This is a genomic window from Allobrachymonas denitrificans DSM 15123 (assembly GCF_900110225.1).
GTDB lineage: Bacteria > Pseudomonadota > Gammaproteobacteria > Burkholderiales > Burkholderiaceae_C > Brachymonas > Brachymonas denitrificans.
Genome location: NZ_FOCW01000001.1, coordinates 606,126 through 623,605 on the forward strand (window position 1 = coordinate 606,126; position 17,480 = coordinate 623,605).

Below are 17,480 nucleotides of genomic sequence, written 5' to 3' on the forward strand. Positions count from 1 at the left end.
TGAACACGGAGACCCTATGGCCAGGAAATCTGCTTCCCTTCCCGTCAACATCGGCATCAGCGACGCCAAGCGCAAGAAAATCGCCGAAGGCCTGTCCAAACTGCTGGCCGACAGCTACACGCTCTACCTGATGACGCACAACTTCCACTGGAACGTCACCGGCCCGCAGTTCAACAGCCTGCACGTGATGTTCATGGACCAGTACACCGAGCAATGGAACGCGCTGGACGTGATCGCCGAGCGTATCCGCGCCCTGGGCTTCCCCGCACCGGGCACCTACAAGGAATTCGTCAAGCTCGCTTCGATCCAGGAAGTGGAGGGCGTGCCGAAAGCCACCGACATGATTCGCCACCTGGTACTGGCGCAGGAAGCCACCGCCCGCACTGCGCGCGCGCTGTTTCCGGTCGTGGACGATGCCAACGACCAGCCCACGGCCGACGTGCTGACCCAGCGCATCGACGTGCACGAAAAGACCGCCTGGATGCTGCGCAGCCTGCTGGAGGAGTGAGCGACTGCGCTCCGTATCGGGGCGGCCACAGTGTTCGCGCTGTGCATCCGGCCGGGCGGCGTGCGTGCCAGTTCCTGCGCAGCGCCGCCGTCAACGGGGCGTCGCATAGCCGCTGTATAAAGGGCGGACATGCAAGAGCTCTCCACCGACGCGCCAAGCAAGTCCGGCGCGCGTCCTCCCACCCGTTTCACCTACCTGCTGTTGCTGGCGCTGTACCTGGCCCAGGGCCTGCCGGTAGGCTTTGTCACGCAGGCGCTGCCCGTCATCCTGCGTGAGCAGCAGGCCTCGCTGGTGCTGATCGGCTGGAGCGGGGTGCTGCTCATGCCCTGGGGGCTCAAGTTCCTCTGGGCCCCGTTGCAGGACCGCTATTACTGGCCGCGCATCGGCCTGGGCCGCAGCTGGATCCTGCCGACGCAAGGCGTGGCGCTGCTGTGTGTGGCGGGGCTGGCGCTGCTGGAGCCGTCCCTGCTGCGCGATCCGCAGATGGCCGTGCTGTTCGCCTCGCTGCTGATGCTGCTCGCCTTCGCCGGCGCCACGCAGGACGTGTCCACCGACGGCCTGGCCGTGCGCCTGCTGGCAGCGGGCGAGCGCAGCATGGGCAACGCGATCCAGGTCACGGGCTCGCGCATGGGACTGATCCTGGGGGGCGGCGGCGCGCTGCTGCTGCTCGACATGGCGCCCTGGCGCACCGTGATGCTGGGTATGGCGGGGCTGATCCTCCTGACCACCGTGCCGGTCTGGCTGCTGCGCGAGCCGGCCTGGCGGCGCGCGCGCAAGAACCAGGACGTAGCCGGTGCGGGCACTGTCCGCCACGATGCGGAGCTGAAGCGCGCGCTGTTGCCTGCGGGCGAGATGGTGGAGCAGACCGCGCTACCCGCAGAGCTGCAGCAAGCCGATGAAGTGGCTTGCGCTGCCCCCGTACAGGGCCTGCTCCCGCGCATCCGCCATTTCCTGCGCACCGAATTCGGCTACTTCCTCTCGTCTCCGGAACTGCGCGCCTGGCTCGGCGTGCTGCTGGTCTACAAGCTGTGCGATGCCTTCACCAGCGGCATGGTCAAGCCCATGCTGGTGGACATGGGCTACAGCAAGAGCCAGATCGGCACCATGGTGGTGATGCTGGGTTCCGGTGCGTCACTGCTGGGGGCCGTGGCCGGCCATGCGGTGCTGCGGCGGGTTTCGCGGATGCGGGCGCTGCTGGGTTTCAATGCCCTGCAGGCCCTCACCACGGGCTGCTACGCACTCATCGCGCTATTGTTTTCGGGCAAGGTGTCTGCGGCGGATGGCCTTACCGCCTTCGACATGCTGGTGTACGGCATCAATGCGCTGGAACATTTCACTGCCGGCATGGCGCTGGTGGGCGTCCTCACCACGGTGATGGACTATTGCCGTCACCGCAACGGCGGCAGCGATTTCACTTTGCAGGTCAGCATCATGTCCACGGTGAGCGGCGTGGCGCACTGGCTGTCGGGCTATGCGGCCGAGGCACTGGGCTATCTGGGATACTTCAGCGCGGGGATGGTGCTGGGGTTGCTGCTGCTGGGGCCGCTGGTGCGCTGGGGGCGGTTGCAGCGGCAGACGCATCCGGCCTAGTGGCCGAGCGGTTGGCACGTTGCGGCCGCATCCGGCCTGGCGGCCGACCGGGTGGCACGTTGCACGCGGATCAATGCCAGCAGGGCGTGCAGCTGGGGAGAGCCGTCGTCGGCGCGGTAGATGCAACTCAGGTCGATCTGGGCATGCGGGGCGTCAGACAAGGGGCGGTACACCGTGTTGCGCAGCGCAATGGCCCGGGTGACGGATTCGGGCACCAGCGTCACCCCGAAACCATGCGCCACCAGTGCCATGCCGGTGACCGTGTCACCGATCTCCTGCGCAACCGCGATGTCCAGGCCCCTGTCGCCAAAGATCCGGATCACGCGATCCACGAAATTGGGCCGGCCGGCATTGGGAAAGAGAACGAAAGGCTGGGTGGCCAGTTGTTCCAGGCTCAGGCTGTCCTCGGCGGCCAGGGGATGGCCGGCAGGCAGCACGGCCCAGAGCGGCTCCAGGGTGACCAGCTCCTGCGCCAGATCCGGCAACACCGGCATCATGCGATTGAATCCGGCCGAGATGCGCCGCTGCCGCAGGGCGTCGATCTGTTCCTCGCGGTGCATGGTGTGCAGCACCACGTTCAGTCCCGGCAGCGAAGCACGCAGCTTTTGCAGCAAGGCCGGAATGGCGTCGTAGATGCCGGAACCGAACACCCCGATGTCGAGGCGCCCGAGCCGTCCCTGCCCGACACGCTGCACGCGGTCGATGCCGGCGGACACCATCATGCTGATGTTGGCTGCCTCGGTCCGGAACACTTCCCCGGCCTGCGTCAGCTCCATGCCGCGCGGCGTGCGCACAAACAGCTGGACCTGCAACTCGTCTTCGATTTGCCGGATCTGCCGCGTGAGCGGAGGCTGGGAGATGCCCAGCCTGCGCGCAGCGCGCCCCATGTGGAGCTCATCGGCAACGGCCAGAAAATACTTGATGTGACGCAGGTCCATCCGGCAAGTTTAGAGCGGGAACACCGCCTTGACCCACACCGAGTTACCCTGCGTGTGGTTCCTGGCCGCGATTTCCTTCTCCCACTTCAGCGTGGCGAACCAGGCATTGCGGTGGTCTGATACCTGTTCGGTATCAAGAGGGGTGTTCAGAGTGACAAAAAGGTCCGTGCCAGCGGGATCGGCACGGCATCCTAGGGTTTGTCTGAGGGGGTGGCTGGCAGGCGGCGTTGCGGTTGACCAACAATCCGGTGCGGTGCGGTGCGGTGCGGTGCGGTGCGCTCAGCGCACGCTGCTGTCCTGCAATGCCGGCCCGTCGAGTGCATCCAGATGCCGGGTGTCGCCCCAGCCGATCAGCGTCAGGCCATCGGGCGTCCACAGCAGACGGTTGATGGCGCAGTTGGGCAGGTACCAGGTGCGTGCCGCCTGCAGGCCCAGGCGCGCTGCGGAGCGGTACAGCACATCCAGCACGCCACCGTGGCTGACGATGGCCACATGCTCGCCGTTGTGCTGGCGGCCGATGTCGTTCACGGTCTGCACGATGCGATCGCGCAGTTGCGCCAGCGATTCTCCTCCGCCGGGCGGCGCCCAGTTCGGGTCTCGCTTGCGCCAGCGCAGGGATTCCTCCGGGAAATGCACCTCGAAGTCGATGAAGGTCTTGCCCTCGATGTGTCCGAAATGGCGCTCGCGCAGTTGCGGTGTGGTGATCACCTTGGCATCGTGGCTGGCCGCGATGATGCGACCGGTCTCCTCGGCGCGCTGCAGATCGCTGCTGTAGACGGCATGGATCGGACTGTCGGTGAGGGCCTCGGCCAGGGCCCTGGCCTGCTGCCGTCCGGTGTCATTCAGGGGAATGTCGGTATGCCCCTGGATGCGGCGTTCGGCATTCCAGGCCGTTTCGCCGTGGCGGATGATCAGCAGACGGGTGGCGGCGGCAATCGACATGCCGCAATTATCGCCGCGCCGGATGCATTTTCAGAATCGGAAAGCAGTTTTGCGCACACGGCAGAGGGCGCGTGCAACACTTGCACGGCGCGTGCGTAGAGGGTGCGCAGGCTCAGTCCTTGCGTGCCAGCGGAATGCTGTCGATGGCAATCGACGCCAGCGGCGGCGCAAACTCTTCCTCGTCAAACGCCTTGTCGCCGTCCGCATCGGGGATGCCGGTGGTCTGCAGATCGCGGAAGTTGTGCAGCTTGCGGTCCAGCAGATGGCTGGGCACCACGTTTTGCAGCGCCTGCAGAATCATCTCGGTGCGGCCGGGGTGGGTCTTTTCCCACTCCTTGAGCATGTTGCTCACCTGCTTGCGCTGCAGGTGCTCCTGGCTGCCGCACAGATTGCACGGTATGATGGGAAACTGCATGTGCTCGGCCCAGCGCGCCGTGTCAGCCTCTTTCACATAGGCCAGCGGGCGGATCACCATGAATTCGCCGTTGTCGCTCACCAGCTTGGGCGGCATGCTTTTCAGCTTGGCGCCGAAGAACATGTTGAGGAAGAAGGTGGCCACGATGTCGTCGCGGTGGTGGCCCAGCGCAATCTTGTTGCAGCCCAGACGGCGCGCCACCGTGTACAGAATGCCGCGGCGCAGGCGCGAGCACAGGCTGCACATGGTCTTGCCTTCGGGGATCTTGCTCTTGACGATGCTGTAGGTGTCCTGCGTCTCGATGTGGAAGGGCACGCCCAGGCCTTCCAGGTAGGCGGGCAGAATCTCGGGCGGAAAGCCCGGCTGCTTCTGGTCCAGGTTCACCGCCACGATGTCGAAGTGGATCGGCGCGCGCTTCTGCAGCTTGAGCAGCACGTCCAGCAGCGTAAAGCTGTCCTTGCCGCCGCTCACGCACACCATCACCTTGTCGCCTTCCTCGATCATGTTGAAGTCGACAATCGCCTGGCCGGTGAGGCGGCACAGGCGCTTGTCGAGCTTGTTCATCTCGCGCTGCAGGCGCGCTTCGGCAGAATCCTTGGCGGGGCGGGCATGGGTGTCGGTGGGCTGCTCTTCGGCCAGCTCGGAGGCAAAAATATCGGACATGGCGGGTGTGGGATAGGGGGCGCAAAGAGGGATGCGGCAAGGCGGCCGCTGCGCCAAGCCCGCGATTTTAAACGCTGGGGCGGTTCATGGATAGCAATGGCCTTGCCATTCCTCGGCCTTGCGGGCGAAGGGATAGGCAGCGATGTGCCTGCCTGGTCACGTTTTTCGGGTCCGTGACGCTGCATCCGTGTGGCTCTGCCGGCACGAGGCACGACCGGGCCGGGATGCAGCACCTCGTCAGTGTATTCCCGATGGGGATAGGGCAGCGCCCGCTTCATGGTGTCATACTATGCGCTACTGACTGCGATACCCCTGCAGTTTCCATTCCAGAACAGGAGCGACCTCCATGAAAGGCAATCCCGAAGTCATCGCCTACCTCAACCAGTTGCTGGCCGGCGAACTGGCCGCACGCGACCAGTATTTCATCCATTCCCGCATGTACCACGAGTGGGGCTACAGCCGCCTGCATGCGCGCATCGCACACGAAATGGAAGACGAAACCGGCCATGCCAGCGCGCTCATCGAACGCATCCTCATGCTGGAAGGCACGCCGGCCATGGTGCCAACGGCGCTGAAAATCGGTGCGGATGTGCCTGCCATGCTGCAATGCGATCTGGAAGTGGAACTGGAAGTGCGCGAGGCACTCAAGCAGGGCATTGCGCTGTGCGAGCAGCATCAGGATTACGTCAGCCGCGAAATGCTGGTCGAGCAGCTCAAGGACACGGAAGAAGACCATGCCCACTGGCTGGAGCAGCAGCTCTGGCTGATCCAGCAGATCGGCCTGCAGAACTATCTGCAGAGCCAGACCGGTGAAGGAGCCAGCACATGAAAGGCCATCCCGACGTCCTGCGCCAGCTCAATGCCGTGCTGGGCGATTCGCTCATCGCCATCAACCAGTATTTCCTGCATGCACGCATGCTGAAGAACTGGGGGCTGGACGAGCTGGGCGAACACATCTACCACCAGTCCATCGAGGAAATGAAGCTGTCCGACAAGCTGGTGCAGCGCATCTTCCTGCTGGAAGGTCTGCCCAATCTGCAGGATCTGGGCAAGCTGCTGATCGGTGAAGACGCGCCGGAAATCCTCGCCTGCGACCTGCGGCTGGAGCGGCAGAAGCACACCACGCTGGTGCAGGCCATCGCGCTGTGCGAGCAGCAGCAGGACTATGTCTCGCGTGACCTGCTGGTCGAACTCAAGGACGAGAACGAAGACCACATCGACTGGCTTGAAACCCAGCACGACCTCATCGGCAGCATGGGGCTGCCGAACTACCTGCAGAGCCAGATGGACGATTGAGCCCCCGGACCGAACCCTGCACAAGGCCGCCAGACAGCGGCCTTGTGCTTGCCTGAAGAGCGGCCTGCAGGTGTTGCGTGCACAAGACCCTGCGCGTCATAGGGATTGATAATAAAAACAATTATCAATTAATATGTCGGCATCGTAGTCCACTTTTCAGCAGGGAAGTCCAGAATGATTGTCTGTGTATGCCAGCGCATTTCCGATCGCGAAATCGCACGCCATGCCCATACCGGCATGAGTTTCGACGAGATCCAGCTCGAACTGGGGGTTGCCACGCAATGCGGCAACTGCGAATGCTATGCGCGCGATGTAGTGGCTCAATGCCAAACCAGCGGCCAGATGGCCGCGTTGCGCAAGGAAGAGGCTGCCGGTTCGGTCGTGGCGGCGCAAGCGCTCAGCGCTTGATCCGGAACACTTCCACACCCACGGCGTCACAGTCCGGATAGACGTCCGGCTTCTCGGTGGACACACGCACGGCCTGCACCTTGGGGTGCTCCAGCAGGGTGTTGGCCACGTCATCGCACAGGGTTTCCTGCAGCTCGATATGCCCGGCGTTCACACGCGCGGCAATGGTGCGGCGAATGAAATCGTAGTCCACCACCTCATGGATACGGTCTGCCTTGGGGGTGGACTGGCTCAGCAGCACATACATGTCCACATTCACGCGCACGCGCTGCGGGCCCAGCTTTTCGAAATCATGCACGCCGATGTTGATGTGCACCTCGTAATTGCGCAGGAACAGGCGGCGGCAGGACAGGGCGAGGGCTTCGTTCCAGTGGGTCGAAGATGTGATGGCGGTCATGTTGTTGTTTTGGGTGGCAGGTGTTGTCGCAATAGCTCGTCCACCACAAACATGATGTCGCGCGGCAGCGGAACCAGATGCTGCCCATTATCCACGCAGACCGTGCTGCCGGTGATGGAAGCGTTACTGGCCAGAAACAGGCAGGTGCGCGCCACATCGCGCGGATCGACCGGGCGACGCAGCAGGTTGGCGTGACTGGCGGCGGCGAAGTTGGCGTCGGTCTGCGGGCCGCTCACCAGCATCAGGCCCGGCGCCACGCCGCACACGCGCACGCGCGGGGCCAGCGCCTGCGCTTGCAGTTCCACCGCGCGCTCCAGCGCCAGCTTGCTGACGGTGTAGCTGAAGTAATCCGGATTGAGGTTGTAGACCTTCTGGTCCAGGATATGAATCGCCACGCAGCTGCCGGGACCGGCATCGCTGGCGTGTTGCTGTGCCATCAGGCGCGTCAGGTCCATGGGCGCCATCAGGTTCACGCCGAGCTGGCGGCCGGCCTGGGCTTCGTCAAACTCCATGGCACAGTCGGGCTCGAACAGCGAGGCATTGTTGATCAGTGCCTGCAGGGGGCCGAACGTGGCGGCCTGCTCCATCAGCGTGCGGCGCTGTGCGGCATCACCCAGATCGGCCTGCAGTAAGTCAATGCGATGGCCGGCCGCCTGCAGGCGCTGCTGCAGGGCCTGGGCGGCATCGAGGCTGCGCTGGTAGTGGCACAGCACATGCCAGCCGGCTCCGGCAAACACCTCGCACAGTTCGGCGCCGAGGCGATGGGCGCCGCCGGTGATCAGGACGGTAGGGGCAGGGGATGTATCAGTCATGGTAGTTCGATGGGCGGCACTTCTGCGGCAACGGGCGACGGGGAAACGGCGGCATTCGGTGGTAGATTGCGCGCATGCAAACCACTCCTGCCTCTCCGTCCACCCCCGCCTCCGACAATGCCGCACTGCAGGCGATCATACGTGCTGAAGTGACCCGGAACGGCGGCTGGCTGCCCTTCGACCGTTTCATGCATCTGGCGCTGTACGCGCCGGGGCTGGGTTACTACGCGCATGGCAGCACCAAGCTCGGGCATCTGCCGGCGGATGGCAGCGATTTTGTCACGGCGCCGGAAATCAGTCCGCTTTACGGGCACACGCTGGCCGTACAGGTGGCCGAGGCGCTGGCGCGCACCGGCACGCAGGAAGTCTGGGAATTTGGTGCCGGCAGCGGCGCGCTGGCCGAGCAGGTGCTCGATGCCTTGCAACAGCAGGGCGTGGCGCTGCGCCGCTACACCATCGTCGATGTCTCCGGCAGCCTGCGCGCGCGGCAGCAGGAGCGTCTGGCGCGCTTTGGCGATGTGGTGCAGTGGGCGGCGCAGTTGCCCGATGCGATCGAAGGGGTGATTCTGGGCAACGAGGTGCTGGACGCCATGCCGGTACAGTTGCTGGTGCGCAAGGGCGGCATCTGGCATGAGCGCGGCGTGGTGTGGGACGAGGCGGAACAGGGCTGGGCCTGGGAAGACCGCCCGACCGACCTGCGCCCCCCGCTCGACATTGTGGGCGAACACGACTACCTCACCGAAATCCACCCGCAGGCCGAAGCCTTCATCGGCACCATCGGCCGCCATTTACGGCGCGGCGCGGCCTTCTTCATCGACTACGGCTTTGGCGAAGGCGAGTACTATCACCCGCAGCGCCACATGGGTACCCTGATGTGCCATCAGCTGCACCAGGCCGACGACAACCCCCTGCTGGCCGTGGGCGACAAGGACATCACCGCCCACGTCAACTTCACCGGCATCGCCGTGGCTGCGCAGGACGCGGGGCTGGAAATCCTGGGCTACACCACCCAGGGCTGGTTCCTGCTCAACTGCGGCCTGGCCGAACGCATGGCGCAGAGCAGCCTGGCCGAGCGTGCGCTGGCGCAGAAGCTGGTGATGGAGCACGAGATGGGGGAGTTCTTCAAGGTGCTGGGGGTGTGCAAGGGCAAGCCGTGGGAGGCCGTCGGGTTTGCGCGGGGAGACCGGCTGCGGATGCTGTGAGTGTGTTGCGCACTTGGGGGATTTCCGCGTGACAGAGCCTGTCGCCCACAGGGGAGAGATGCAAAAGTAGCCCATTTCGCACAGTGTCACCCCTAATTTTGAGGGGTAAATAGTGCACATTCATGGTTGGATGCAGGCCAACGACCACATTCCCTCAGGAAATGTTCAGTAAATTCAATTGCTTGGGAATTTCTTGGCCGTTCAATATCGCGTGAAATCCGTGAATTTTTTCACCGATATGTACGAACTTTCAAGGGTATTTGAAATACCTCGCAAAAAACGCTTGCTACATGCAACAATACTTTTCACATGCCAACGGAGCAAAGTTGGGGCTATGTCTGTTTATTAATAAAAGTATGCGGTGAAACCGCGAGAGCAGTCACGGCGGCGACTTCGTTGGGGTGAAGCAATAAACACCGGACCGGCGCGTGTGCGTTTGATGACGGCTTGATGCCGGTTCGGCTAGCCCACAAGAGGGAGCGATCCCGGGAGGAGTCAAGCATGAGCCGTATCTACACGTCTTTCCAGAGGGGCACGCAAGTTGCCCTGTTTTCAGCATGCGTTGTGATGGCGTCAGGCTGCGCCACCAGCGGCGGAGACGCCCATCCGCGCGAGTTCACCACCGGCAAGGTCAACACCAGCGTGGACGCCAACGCAGCCAGCGCCGTCTTCCTGCGCCAGTAGGGGGCAGTGCCCGGCCAGGCCGTCAACATCTTCATCAACGGCGAATACCTCACCTCGCTCACCCCCGGCGGCTTCCAGCAAGGCCCGGCCTGCGTCGGCTCCAACCGCCTCACGGCCAGCTACACCGACGTGAGCACGCGCTACCTGGAGAAGGAACGCCAGGGCCAGAGCTTCGCCACCCCGGCCGGTGAAGTGAGCTACTTCCAGGTGGTGGGCGATGCAGCCGGCAAGCCCGTGCTGCAGCAACTGGACGCCACGTCCGGCCAGGCCCTGGCCGAGCAGCTCAAGCAGCAGGGCCACACGCTGCCGCGCGTGCAACTGAAGTGCGCCGTGCCGCTCAAGACCTACACGCTGCAGGCCTCGGCCCTGTTCCCGTTCGACAAGTCCGACTACGCCAGCATGCTGCCCCAGGGCAAGGAAGAGATCCGCAAGGTGGCGCAGGACATTGCCGCGAGCAAGGCCAATGTGGACCGCATCGAAGTGGTCGGCCACACCGACCCCGAGGGCAGCGACATGTACAACCAGGCCCTTTCGCAACGCCGGGCCGACACGGTGCGCATGGCCCTGTCGCAGAGCCAGCTGCCAGGCAGCCAGATCGTGGCGCATGGCCGCGGCGAGAAGCAGCTGCTGGTGAGCGACTGCCGCGCACGCTTCCCGCGTGATGCGAAGCAGCGCATGGCCTGCGACCAGCCCAACCGCCGGGTGGAGATCACCCTGTACGGCACGCAACAGGCTGCCCAGCCAGCAGCGAACTGATGGCAGCGGGGCAGTGCGCCCCGCTCCAGCGCAAGACCGAGAGACGGGTCCCATCCGACTGAATCAGAACCTGGCGGTGCCCCACAGCAGCAGGCACCGCCCCCAACTCTCCCGCAGCCCAACGCAATGAGTCGCTGCAGGGGGAACAAGGAAAGATCATGAGCCTGAAGAACATCACCATCAACATCAACAGTGCCAGCGAAACCGTGCAGAGTCTGCGCATTGCAGGGGGCGAAGGCGGAGCGGGAGCGAAGGGCCAGGGCGTGCGCATCAAGGCGCTGGCCAACGTGAAGTACCACTTCACGGACGAGGCCACGGGCTATGGCCCGGAGAACATGGCGACCAAGCGGGTGGGCAAGAACCTGCACATTGCCTTTGAAGGTGGCGACGTGAACCAGCCGGACCTGGTGATCGAGGACTACTACAAGGACAACGGCGAGATTGGCTACGGCGAAGGCAGTGACAACCTGCTGGTGGGCACGCACGAGAACGGCAATGTGTACCCGTATGTGCCGGAGAGTGCGGTGAGCACGGATGCGGTGAGCATGCTGGCCGATGGGGTGCAGGCCGGGCAGGCGCTGGGCACGAGTGTGGCGCCGGTGCCGCTGTGGTGGTTGCCGTTGCTGATCCTTCCGGCACTGGGAGGTGGCGGCAGCACTCCCCCGCCGCCGGTGGATCACACGCCGGTGATCACGGACTTGACACCCAAGGGTGAAGGTGGCGACGTAGCGGTGCTGGAAAGCGCACTGGCCATTGGTACCAACCCGGAAAGCCCGGCAGAGAAGGGCTCGGGCACGTTCACGATCAGTTCGCCCGATGGCGTGAAGTCGCTGACGATTGCGGGCGTGGAAGTGATCAAGGATGGCGCGCTGACAGGCGCAACGGTCACCACTGCACTGGGCAACCAGCTGAAGGTGACGGGCTATGACGCAGCGACCGGTACGGTGACGTATGAGTACACCTTGCTGGACCGCGAACAACACCCCGACGCCAATGGCAACAACAATCTGTTTGAAGACCTGGCGGTTGCGCTGACGGACAACGACGGGGACAAGGCTGATGCTCTACTGTCGGTGAAGATCGTGGACGATGTGCCGAGCGCACAGGATGACACCTACACGCAAACGGCGGAGAACGCGCCGGTCACGGGCGATGTGACGACAAACGACAAGGCAGGCGCGGATGGAGCTGCTGCAACTGGTCCGGTGGCGCTGGTGGCGGATTCGCTGACTGGCAAGGGCACGCTGAATCTGAAAGCGGATGGCACGTTCACGTATACGCCGGCGGCGGGCGAGGAAGGAGACGTCACGTTCAAGTACACCTACACCGACCGGGACGGAGACAGTGCTGAAGCGACGGTGACCATCACGCTGCAAGGGGATGATGTTCCGGTGGCGGTGGATGTGGTGGCGAAGGTGGACGATGATGGTCTGCCCAATGCCAACGCTGCGGTTGGTACGGGAGATGACGATCAGAACGCTGGCGAGACGGGGGCCTACACGACGGATGAGAGCGTGTGGAGTGGCATGCTGGGCGTGGTGGCGGGCACGGGTTCGGACACGCCGCTGAGCTACACGTTGGTGAAGCCGGCCGATGGTCCGGTGGGTCAGGAGCAGGTGACGTATACGCTGAGCGCGGACGGCAAGTTGCTGACGGCGACGGTGGCAGCTGGAGAGGCGCGTGCCGGCACGGTGTTGTTCACGGTGGAGATCACCGATGGCGCGACGGGCGCGTACAAGGTGACGCTGGTCAATGCGATCAAGCACCCGGCTGGTAGCGATGAAAACAACATTGATGTGGTGATCAGCTACACGGTGGCGGACAGTGATGTGCCGGCGGACATGGATACGGGCACGATCACGATCAACTTTGATGATGACACGCCGGTGGGCAAGACGGTGACGGCTGAGCCGGTGCTCGATGATGACATCCAGGCTGGAGGCAATGCCAATGGCACAGGGGACGTGGCCGATGCCAAGAGCATTGCGCGCACGGCTGCAGGCAGCCTGTTTGCGGCGGGCGCAGATGGCCTGACGTCGATCGTGGTGACGGCTCCGGCGATGAAGGCGATCTACGTGGATGCCAATGGGGTTGCCACGCAGGAGGATGTGAGCTGGACGCCGGTGACGAACGCGGACGGCAGCGTGACGCTGACGGGCACGAGTACGCACTACCCGACGGCCACGCCGGTGGCGGTGCTGACGGTGTATGCGGACGGTTCGTACGCGTACACGCAGAATGCGCCGGTGGTGAACCCGACGGCGGGCACGACGGAGGAGACGACGGACTTTGCGTTTGGCGTGACGGTGACCGACGGGGATGACGATACGGCGGCAGCGACGCTGACGGTGCAGATCAACGATGACACGCCGGTGGGCAAGACCGCAGTAGCTCCGAAGCTGCTCCAGGACGAAGCACAAAAGCTGTTCCCGCCGAATCGGGAAACCGGAGTAGAGAACCTCAACACCGTAACGGGCGATGCAGGAGCATTGTTTGCCGCAGGTGCTGATGGTTTGAAATCCGTCGCAATGACGACGCTCCCGGAACTGTCTGTGATTGCCAAAGGTGCCAATGGGCTGCCCAAGCAAGAGGCAGTGAGTTGGCTTGAACCGAGCGTTGCAGCTGATGGTTCTACGACGTGGAAGGCTGTAAGTGCCAGCTATCCTGAAGCGAGCCCTGCTCTCATTTTGGTCGTCCGTGCAGATGGCTCCTACGACTTGACCGTCAATGCTCCCTTGGTACATGCAACACAAGGTGAAGACGACAAGCTGCTGAACTTCGCGTTCACGGTCACTGATGGCGACGGGGATTCTGCGAACGGCTCCTTGGCGGTCACGATCAATGACGACGTATCCATGCTGGGAGCATTCACTGCCGGCTCGCTTGCGAACCAGGCGGGTGCTGTAGCAACAGGAACTTTCCAGTATGGCTCGGGAGCAGATGGTTGGGCGAAGTTTGATATTGCGCAATCCAGTGGTCCATCGCTGTTCTTCAAGACTGAGTACACGGCAACGGGAACGATCCTGCATGCGTACTCTGATGCTGGGTTTACGAAGCCTGTCTATGACTTGAACGTCAATCCGGATGGCACTTACTCCTTCACACTGATCACTCCTGAGCCTCCCATTACTGCTACTGCCAGCTTCTTGGGGGTGGATTCTGGTGGGCCGAAGGCATGGATTGATTTTGCTGGTGGTCTGATTGAAGTGAATGCGTATCTGAATGGTGAAGGCATCAATGCATCCGTGCCAGGCATGGGGGTTGGCAACAACCACTTTAGCGCGGGTGAGAGCATGGTGTTCGAGTTCTTCGAGACGGGGGATATGGCGACCAACAACATCCATGGTGTGAATGGAAGGGAGTTGACCTCGATTACCTTCACGACGGATGGAGGCACGGCGACAATGAATTGGACAGCCTACAACTACGGCGAGGACGGAACCACGATTCTTGCGAGCCAGTCGGGTACCGCAAGTACGTCAGGGTCTACCTTGGCCATTGATCCGACCATTCAGTTTGACACCCTGGTTTTGACTGTCACTTCAGGTACGACAAGGTTGAAGTCGGTTTCGTACACGTACACAGAGATTGCGCCTGATCAGCAATACACCTTTGACATCACGGCGACCGATGGAGACGGGGATGTGACGACTGCTCAAGTGTTGAATATTCAGCAGAATTCGACGCCGCCTGCTGTTGGAGCAGCGACGGATGGCGGAGCGGTGACCACTGCGCTGACGGATATGCAGGACGCCAGTCCCTATGTGCTGATCTGACCGGGTACAGCGTACAGTGCTGGGGAGAGGCCATACTCAACGTGTGGTCCCTCCTTCAGCGAATTCGGTTATAGCGAGCCTATTGTTTTGACTCTTTGCCTGTGCAAGGTTGCCCGAATGTAGCTTCCAATGCTCGGGTGGTCATTACACAGGGCATTGCTACACAATAAATGCTGCCATTGCTGCTGCGCAGCAAGTGCAATGGCGCCTTCGTCCAGCTTTTGCAGTTCGTGCAGGGCGTGTACTAAGTAGGGTGCCTGATGGTAGACAAGGTCTTCCAGTCCCAACCTTCCCCGAAAATCACACTCACAAGCCAGCAAAACCTCCTCAAACCGCTTGGGCTGCCGAAACGCATCACACCGTTCCAGCAACAGCACCGTCTCTTCCGCCGACAGCGACAGCGCGCCATGGATCACCCCATGCTCCCGCGCCACCACTTCCGCCAGCTCGCGGCAGTGCGTGGGCACGCGCAGGCGCGCGCTCATGGGGCGCAACAGGTCCACGCTGCGCTGCTCATGTCCCGGATGGCGCGGCAGGTCTTCAGGCGGCGTGGTGGCCTTGCCCAAGTCGTGGCATAAACAGGCATAGCGCACCGTGAGCGGCGCCTGCAACCGTGCAGCCATGTCCAGCACCAGCATCAGGTGCTCACCCGTATCCACTTCCGGATGCGATTCGGCGCGCTGCGGCACGCCCCACAGCGCATGCACTTCGGGCAGGATGCGCGCCAAGGCGCCGCAGGCACGCAGCACCTCGAACATGCGCGAAGGGCGGTTTTCCATCAGCCCGCGTGACAGCTCCTGCCACACGCGCTCGGCCACCAGGTGGTCCACCTCGCCGTTGTGCACCATCTGGCTCATCAGTTCCAGCGTTTCCGGTGCCACGGTAAAGTCCGAAAATCGCGCCGCAAAGCGTGCCACGCGCAGGATGCGCACCGGGTCTTCGGCAAAGGCTTCGGTCACGTGGCGCAGCACCTTCTGCTCCACATCGCGCCGGCCGTGGTAGGGGTCGACCAGTGCGCCGTGTTCGTCCAGGGCAATGGCATTGATGGTCAGGTCGCGCCGGGCGAGGTCTTGCTCCAGCGTGACATCCGGCGTGCTGTACACGGCAAAGCCCTTGTAGCCGCGCGCAGTCTTGCGCTCGGTGCGGGCCAGGGCATGTTCCTCGTGCGTTTCCGGATGCAGGAAGACCGGAAAATCCTTGCCCACCGGCAGGTAGCCGTTCTGCACCATCCGTTCGGGGGTGGCGCCGATCACCACCCAGTCGTGGTCCTGCACCGGCAGGCCGAGCAGGCCGTCGCGTACGGCGCCGCCCACCATGTAGACGCTGGCGCCGGGGATGCGGGCATGGATACGTCGGGTCATCGCTGCAGCCGGTAGGGTTCTTCGAAATCCAGAAAATCCTGTTCGGCCAGGGCTTCGTCCATCCATTGCTGCACGGACGGCAGGGCGCGCACGCGCTCCACATAGGCCGCGGCTTTGGGTGAGACAGGCAGCTGGTAGCTGTGCAGCCGCATGCAGACCGGTGCGAAGAAGGCATCGGCGATGCTGAAGGCGCCGAACAGCAGGGGGCCGCCGTGCTGCTGCAGCAGCGCCGTCCACATCTGTTCCAGCCGGGCCACGTCGGCGCGCAGGGCGGCGTTGTCGCGCCAGTGCAGGGCGCCGGTATCGGGCAGGCTGGCCTCGATGTTCATGGGGCAGGCACTGCGCAGGGCGGTGAAACCGCTGTGCATTTCGGCGCAGACGCTGCGGGCCTGGGCGCGTGCGGCGCGGTCCTGCGGCCAGAGCGCGTGTTGCGGGTACTGCTCGGCCAGGTATTCGGCAATGGCCAGCGTGTCCCAGATGGCGAGGCCGTCATCGACCAGCACCGGCACCTTGCCGGTCGGGCTGATGGCTTCAAGCGAGTGCTTGAAGCCGGAGCCGGGCGCAAAGCTGTCGAAGCGGTGCATCACTTCCTCGAAGGCAATGCCGCTCTGGCGCAGCAGCACCCAGGGCCGCATGGACCACGAAGAATAGTTCTTGTTGCCGATATGCAGTTGCAGCATGAGGTGCACCTCGCAGGTAGGAAAGGGAATGCCCTGACTGTAACCCAGGCACGGGCGTGCTGGTTTGAACCGATGCCTTCGGCAGGGTTTTGCGACTATGCTTGAGGCATTCCAGTCTTTGGCCGGGGGCGTTGGCGTAGGCTTTCCCCGGCAGGTGTGCACGCGCGGCAGCCATGCGCGCGTGCCTTGTTTTTTTATGGCGATAAGGGGCGCGCGCATGTCTTCCAGTGATTTGTCTTCCAGCAGCAGCGTGGATGAAGCCTTTGTGCAGGTCGGGCAGCAGGGCGGTGTACGCACGCTGTGGCTGAACCGTCCGCGTCAGTTCAACCCGCTGTCCGAGGGCATGCTGGACGCGCTGGATGCCGCGCTGGCCGATGCGGCTCAGGATGCTTCGGTGCGCTGCATCGTGCTGGCGGCGCACGGCAAGGCCTTCTGCGCCGGCCACGATCTGCGCGAAATGCGCAGCCAGTACCGCAAGGACTATTACCTGGAGCTGTTCAACCGTTGCGGCCGCACCATGCAGTCGCTGCAGCAGCTGCCGGTGCCGGTGATCGCGCGCGTGCAGGGCATTGCGACGGCGGCGGGCTGTCAGCTGGTGGCGAGTTGCGATCTGGCGGTGGCGGTCGACAGTGCGCGCTTTGCGGTTTCGGGCATCAATGTGGGCCTGTATTGCAGCACGCCGGCCGTGGCGCTCACACGCAATGTGTCGCGCAAGCGCGCGTTCGACATGCTGGCCACCGGCCGCTTCATCGATGCCGCTACGGCCGAGGACTGGGGCCTGGTCAACCGCGTGGTGCCTGAGGCCGAGCTGGATGACGCTGTGGCCTTCTACACCGACAGCATCTGCGCCAAGAGCCCGGCCGCCATCCGCCACGGCAAGGCCATGTTCTACCGCCAGCGCCAGATGCCGCTGGCCGATGCCTATCCCTATGCGGCCGATGTGATGGCCTGCAACATGATGGAGGAGGATGCGGCCGAGGGCATCGATGCCTTCATCGAGAAGCGGCCGCCGGTCTGGAAAACCTGATAACCACGAAAAAGGAGGAGAGTCC

At 63.4% G+C, this 17,480-nt stretch carries 17 protein-coding genes; 10 read left to right on the forward strand and 7 right to left on the reverse strand.

Translation table 11 applies throughout. From position 1 onward, the window contains the following. The first annotated feature begins 16 nt into the window (after nucleotides 1-16). Nucleotides 17-508 (forward strand): Dps family protein, encoded by a 492-nt coding sequence (locus tag BMW28_RS02820; RefSeq protein ID WP_091813551.1) that lies wholly within the window; start codon nucleotides 17-19, stop codon nucleotides 506-508. Between the two features lie 129 nt (nucleotides 509-637). After that, nucleotides 638-2,098, forward strand: coding sequence for an MFS transporter (locus BMW28_RS02825; RefSeq protein ID WP_091813554.1), 1,461 nt, complete (start codon nucleotides 638-640; stop codon nucleotides 2,096-2,098). Here BMW28_RS02825 and BMW28_RS02830 read toward each other — a convergent pair. From BMW28_RS02830 to ttcA, 3 genes are all read right to left on the reverse strand, one after another. Further along, on the reverse strand, nucleotides 2,095-3,036 hold the full coding sequence (locus BMW28_RS02830) for a LysR family transcriptional regulator (RefSeq protein WP_091813556.1): 942 nt from the start codon (nucleotides 3,034-3,036) through the stop codon (nucleotides 2,095-2,097). The genes BMW28_RS02825 and BMW28_RS02830 overlap by 4 nt on opposite strands. Before the next feature lie 279 nt (nucleotides 3,037-3,315). Continuing rightward, nucleotides 3,316-3,978 (reverse strand): histidine phosphatase family protein, encoded by a 663-nt coding sequence (locus tag BMW28_RS02835; protein WP_091813559.1) that lies wholly within the window; start codon nucleotides 3,976-3,978, stop codon nucleotides 3,316-3,318. A 112-nt stretch (nucleotides 3,979-4,090) separates the two neighbouring features. Then, the gene (gene ttcA, locus BMW28_RS02840; RefSeq protein WP_091813562.1) at nucleotides 4,091-5,056 is read right to left on the reverse strand and encodes a tRNA 2-thiocytidine(32) synthetase TtcA; all 966 of its coding nucleotides are present in this window, start codon (nucleotides 5,054-5,056) and stop codon (nucleotides 4,091-4,093) included. A 346-nt stretch (nucleotides 5,057-5,402) separates the two neighbouring features. Here ttcA and bfr (BMW28_RS02845) point away from each other — a divergent pair, with 346 nt between their 5' ends. The 3 genes from bfr (BMW28_RS02845) to BMW28_RS02855 all read left to right on the forward strand — a co-directional run bounded on the left by bfr (BMW28_RS02845) (nucleotide 5,403) and on the right by BMW28_RS02855 (nucleotide 6,760). Beyond that, nucleotides 5,403-5,885, forward strand: coding sequence for a bacterioferritin (gene bfr, locus BMW28_RS02845; protein ID WP_091813565.1), 483 nt, complete (start codon nucleotides 5,403-5,405; stop codon nucleotides 5,883-5,885). Beyond that, nucleotides 5,882-6,352: a bacterioferritin gene (gene bfr / locus BMW28_RS02850; RefSeq protein WP_091813568.1), complete on the forward strand. Its 471-nt coding sequence runs from the start codon at nucleotides 5,882-5,884 to the stop codon at nucleotides 6,350-6,352. The genes bfr (BMW28_RS02845) and bfr (BMW28_RS02850) overlap by 4 nt, the downstream gene beginning before the upstream one ends. Nucleotides 6,353-6,526: 174 nt before the next feature. Continuing rightward, nucleotides 6,527-6,760, forward strand: a complete 234-nt coding sequence (locus tag BMW28_RS02855; RefSeq protein ID WP_091813571.1) for a (2Fe-2S)-binding protein — start codon at nucleotides 6,527-6,529, stop codon at nucleotides 6,758-6,760. Here BMW28_RS02855 and BMW28_RS02860 read toward each other — a convergent pair. Together BMW28_RS02860 and BMW28_RS02865 are read right to left on the reverse strand one after the other, a co-directional pair. Next, nucleotides 6,750-7,157, reverse strand: coding sequence for a dihydroneopterin aldolase (locus tag BMW28_RS02860; protein WP_091813573.1), 408 nt, complete (start codon nucleotides 7,155-7,157; stop codon nucleotides 6,750-6,752). The genes BMW28_RS02855 and BMW28_RS02860 overlap by 11 nt on opposite strands. Beyond that, a complete protein-coding gene (locus BMW28_RS02865; RefSeq protein ID WP_091813576.1) occupies nucleotides 7,154-7,969 on the reverse strand; it encodes an SDR family oxidoreductase in 816 nt (271 codons plus the stop codon). Before BMW28_RS02865 ends, BMW28_RS02860 begins: the two co-directional genes overlap by 4 nt. 74 nt (nucleotides 7,970-8,043) lie before the next feature. On the opposite strand from BMW28_RS02865, the gene BMW28_RS02870 reads away from it, so the two are divergent. From BMW28_RS02870 to BMW28_RS02880, 4 genes are all read left to right on the forward strand, one after another. Beyond that, complete coding sequence (locus BMW28_RS02870) at nucleotides 8,044-9,171, forward strand: class I SAM-dependent methyltransferase (protein WP_091813579.1); 1,128 nt, start codon at nucleotides 8,044-8,046, stop codon at nucleotides 9,169-9,171. A 501-nt stretch (nucleotides 9,172-9,672) separates the two neighbouring features. Further along, complete coding sequence (locus BMW28_RS13115) at nucleotides 9,673-9,855, forward strand: hypothetical protein (protein WP_234969950.1); 183 nt, start codon at nucleotides 9,673-9,675, stop codon at nucleotides 9,853-9,855. Nucleotides 9,856-9,861: 6 nt separating this feature from the next. Next, nucleotides 9,862-10,611, forward strand: a complete 750-nt coding sequence (locus tag BMW28_RS02875; protein WP_091813581.1) for an OmpA family protein — start codon at nucleotides 9,862-9,864, stop codon at nucleotides 10,609-10,611. Nucleotides 10,612-10,769: 158 nt separating this feature from the next. Further along, entirely contained in the window at nucleotides 10,770-14,387 is a 3,618-nt protein-coding gene (locus BMW28_RS02880) for an Ig-like domain-containing protein (protein ID WP_091813584.1), read from the forward strand. 68 nt (nucleotides 14,388-14,455) lie between these two features. Here the strand turns inward: BMW28_RS02880 and BMW28_RS02885 are convergent, their stop codons facing one another. Further along, nucleotides 14,456-15,748, reverse strand: coding sequence for a multifunctional CCA addition/repair protein (locus BMW28_RS02885; protein WP_234969952.1), 1,293 nt, complete (start codon nucleotides 15,746-15,748; stop codon nucleotides 14,456-14,458). Next, nucleotides 15,745-16,428 (reverse strand): glutathione S-transferase family protein, encoded by a 684-nt coding sequence (locus BMW28_RS02890; protein ID WP_091813587.1) that lies wholly within the window; start codon nucleotides 16,426-16,428, stop codon nucleotides 15,745-15,747. The genes BMW28_RS02885 and BMW28_RS02890 overlap by 4 nt, the downstream gene beginning before the upstream one ends. A 217-nt stretch (nucleotides 16,429-16,645) precedes the next feature. Here BMW28_RS02890 and BMW28_RS02895 point away from each other — a divergent pair, with 217 nt between their 5' ends. Continuing rightward, entirely contained in the window at nucleotides 16,646-17,455 is an 810-nt protein-coding gene (locus BMW28_RS02895) for an enoyl-CoA hydratase (protein ID WP_091813589.1), read from the forward strand. Nucleotides 17,456-17,480 lie beyond the last annotated feature (25 nt).

Coding starts and splice junctions, on each gene's coding strand:
- BMW28_RS02820 (WP_091813551.1), top strand. CDS start 17: ATGGCCAGGAAATCTGCTTCCCTTCCCGTCAACATCGGCATCAGCGAC.
- BMW28_RS02825 (WP_091813554.1), top strand. CDS start 638: ATGCAAGAGCTCTCCACCGACGCGCCAAGCAAGTCCGGCGCGCGTCCT.
- BMW28_RS02830 (WP_091813556.1), bottom strand. CDS start 3,036: ATGGACCTGCGTCACATCAAGTATTTTCTGGCCGTTGCCGATGAGCTC.
- BMW28_RS02835 (WP_091813559.1), bottom strand. CDS start 3,978: ATGTCGATTGCCGCCGCCACCCGTCTGCTGATCATCCGCCACGGCGAA.
- ttcA (WP_091813562.1), bottom strand. CDS start 5,056: ATGTCCGATATTTTTGCCTCCGAGCTGGCCGAAGAGCAGCCCACCGAC.
- bfr (WP_091813565.1), top strand. CDS start 5,403: ATGAAAGGCAATCCCGAAGTCATCGCCTACCTCAACCAGTTGCTGGCC.
- bfr (WP_091813568.1), top strand. CDS start 5,882: ATGAAAGGCCATCCCGACGTCCTGCGCCAGCTCAATGCCGTGCTGGGC.
- BMW28_RS02855 (WP_091813571.1), top strand. CDS start 6,527: ATGATTGTCTGTGTATGCCAGCGCATTTCCGATCGCGAAATCGCACGC.
- BMW28_RS02860 (WP_091813573.1), bottom strand. CDS start 7,157: ATGACCGCCATCACATCTTCGACCCACTGGAACGAAGCCCTCGCCCTG.
- BMW28_RS02865 (WP_091813576.1), bottom strand. CDS start 7,969: ATGACTGATACATCCCCTGCCCCTACCGTCCTGATCACCGGCGGCGCC.
- BMW28_RS02870 (WP_091813579.1), top strand. CDS start 8,044: ATGCAAACCACTCCTGCCTCTCCGTCCACCCCCGCCTCCGACAATGCC.
- BMW28_RS13115 (WP_234969950.1), top strand. CDS start 9,673: ATGAGCCGTATCTACACGTCTTTCCAGAGGGGCACGCAAGTTGCCCTG.
- BMW28_RS02880 (WP_091813584.1), top strand. CDS start 10,770: ATGAGCCTGAAGAACATCACCATCAACATCAACAGTGCCAGCGAAACC.
- BMW28_RS02885 (WP_234969952.1), bottom strand. CDS start 15,748: ATGACCCGACGTATCCATGCCCGCATCCCCGGCGCCAGCGTCTACATG.
- BMW28_RS02890 (WP_091813587.1), bottom strand. CDS start 16,428: ATGCTGCAACTGCATATCGGCAACAAGAACTATTCTTCGTGGTCCATG.
- BMW28_RS02895 (WP_091813589.1), top strand. CDS start 16,646: ATGTCTTCCAGTGATTTGTCTTCCAGCAGCAGCGTGGATGAAGCCTTT.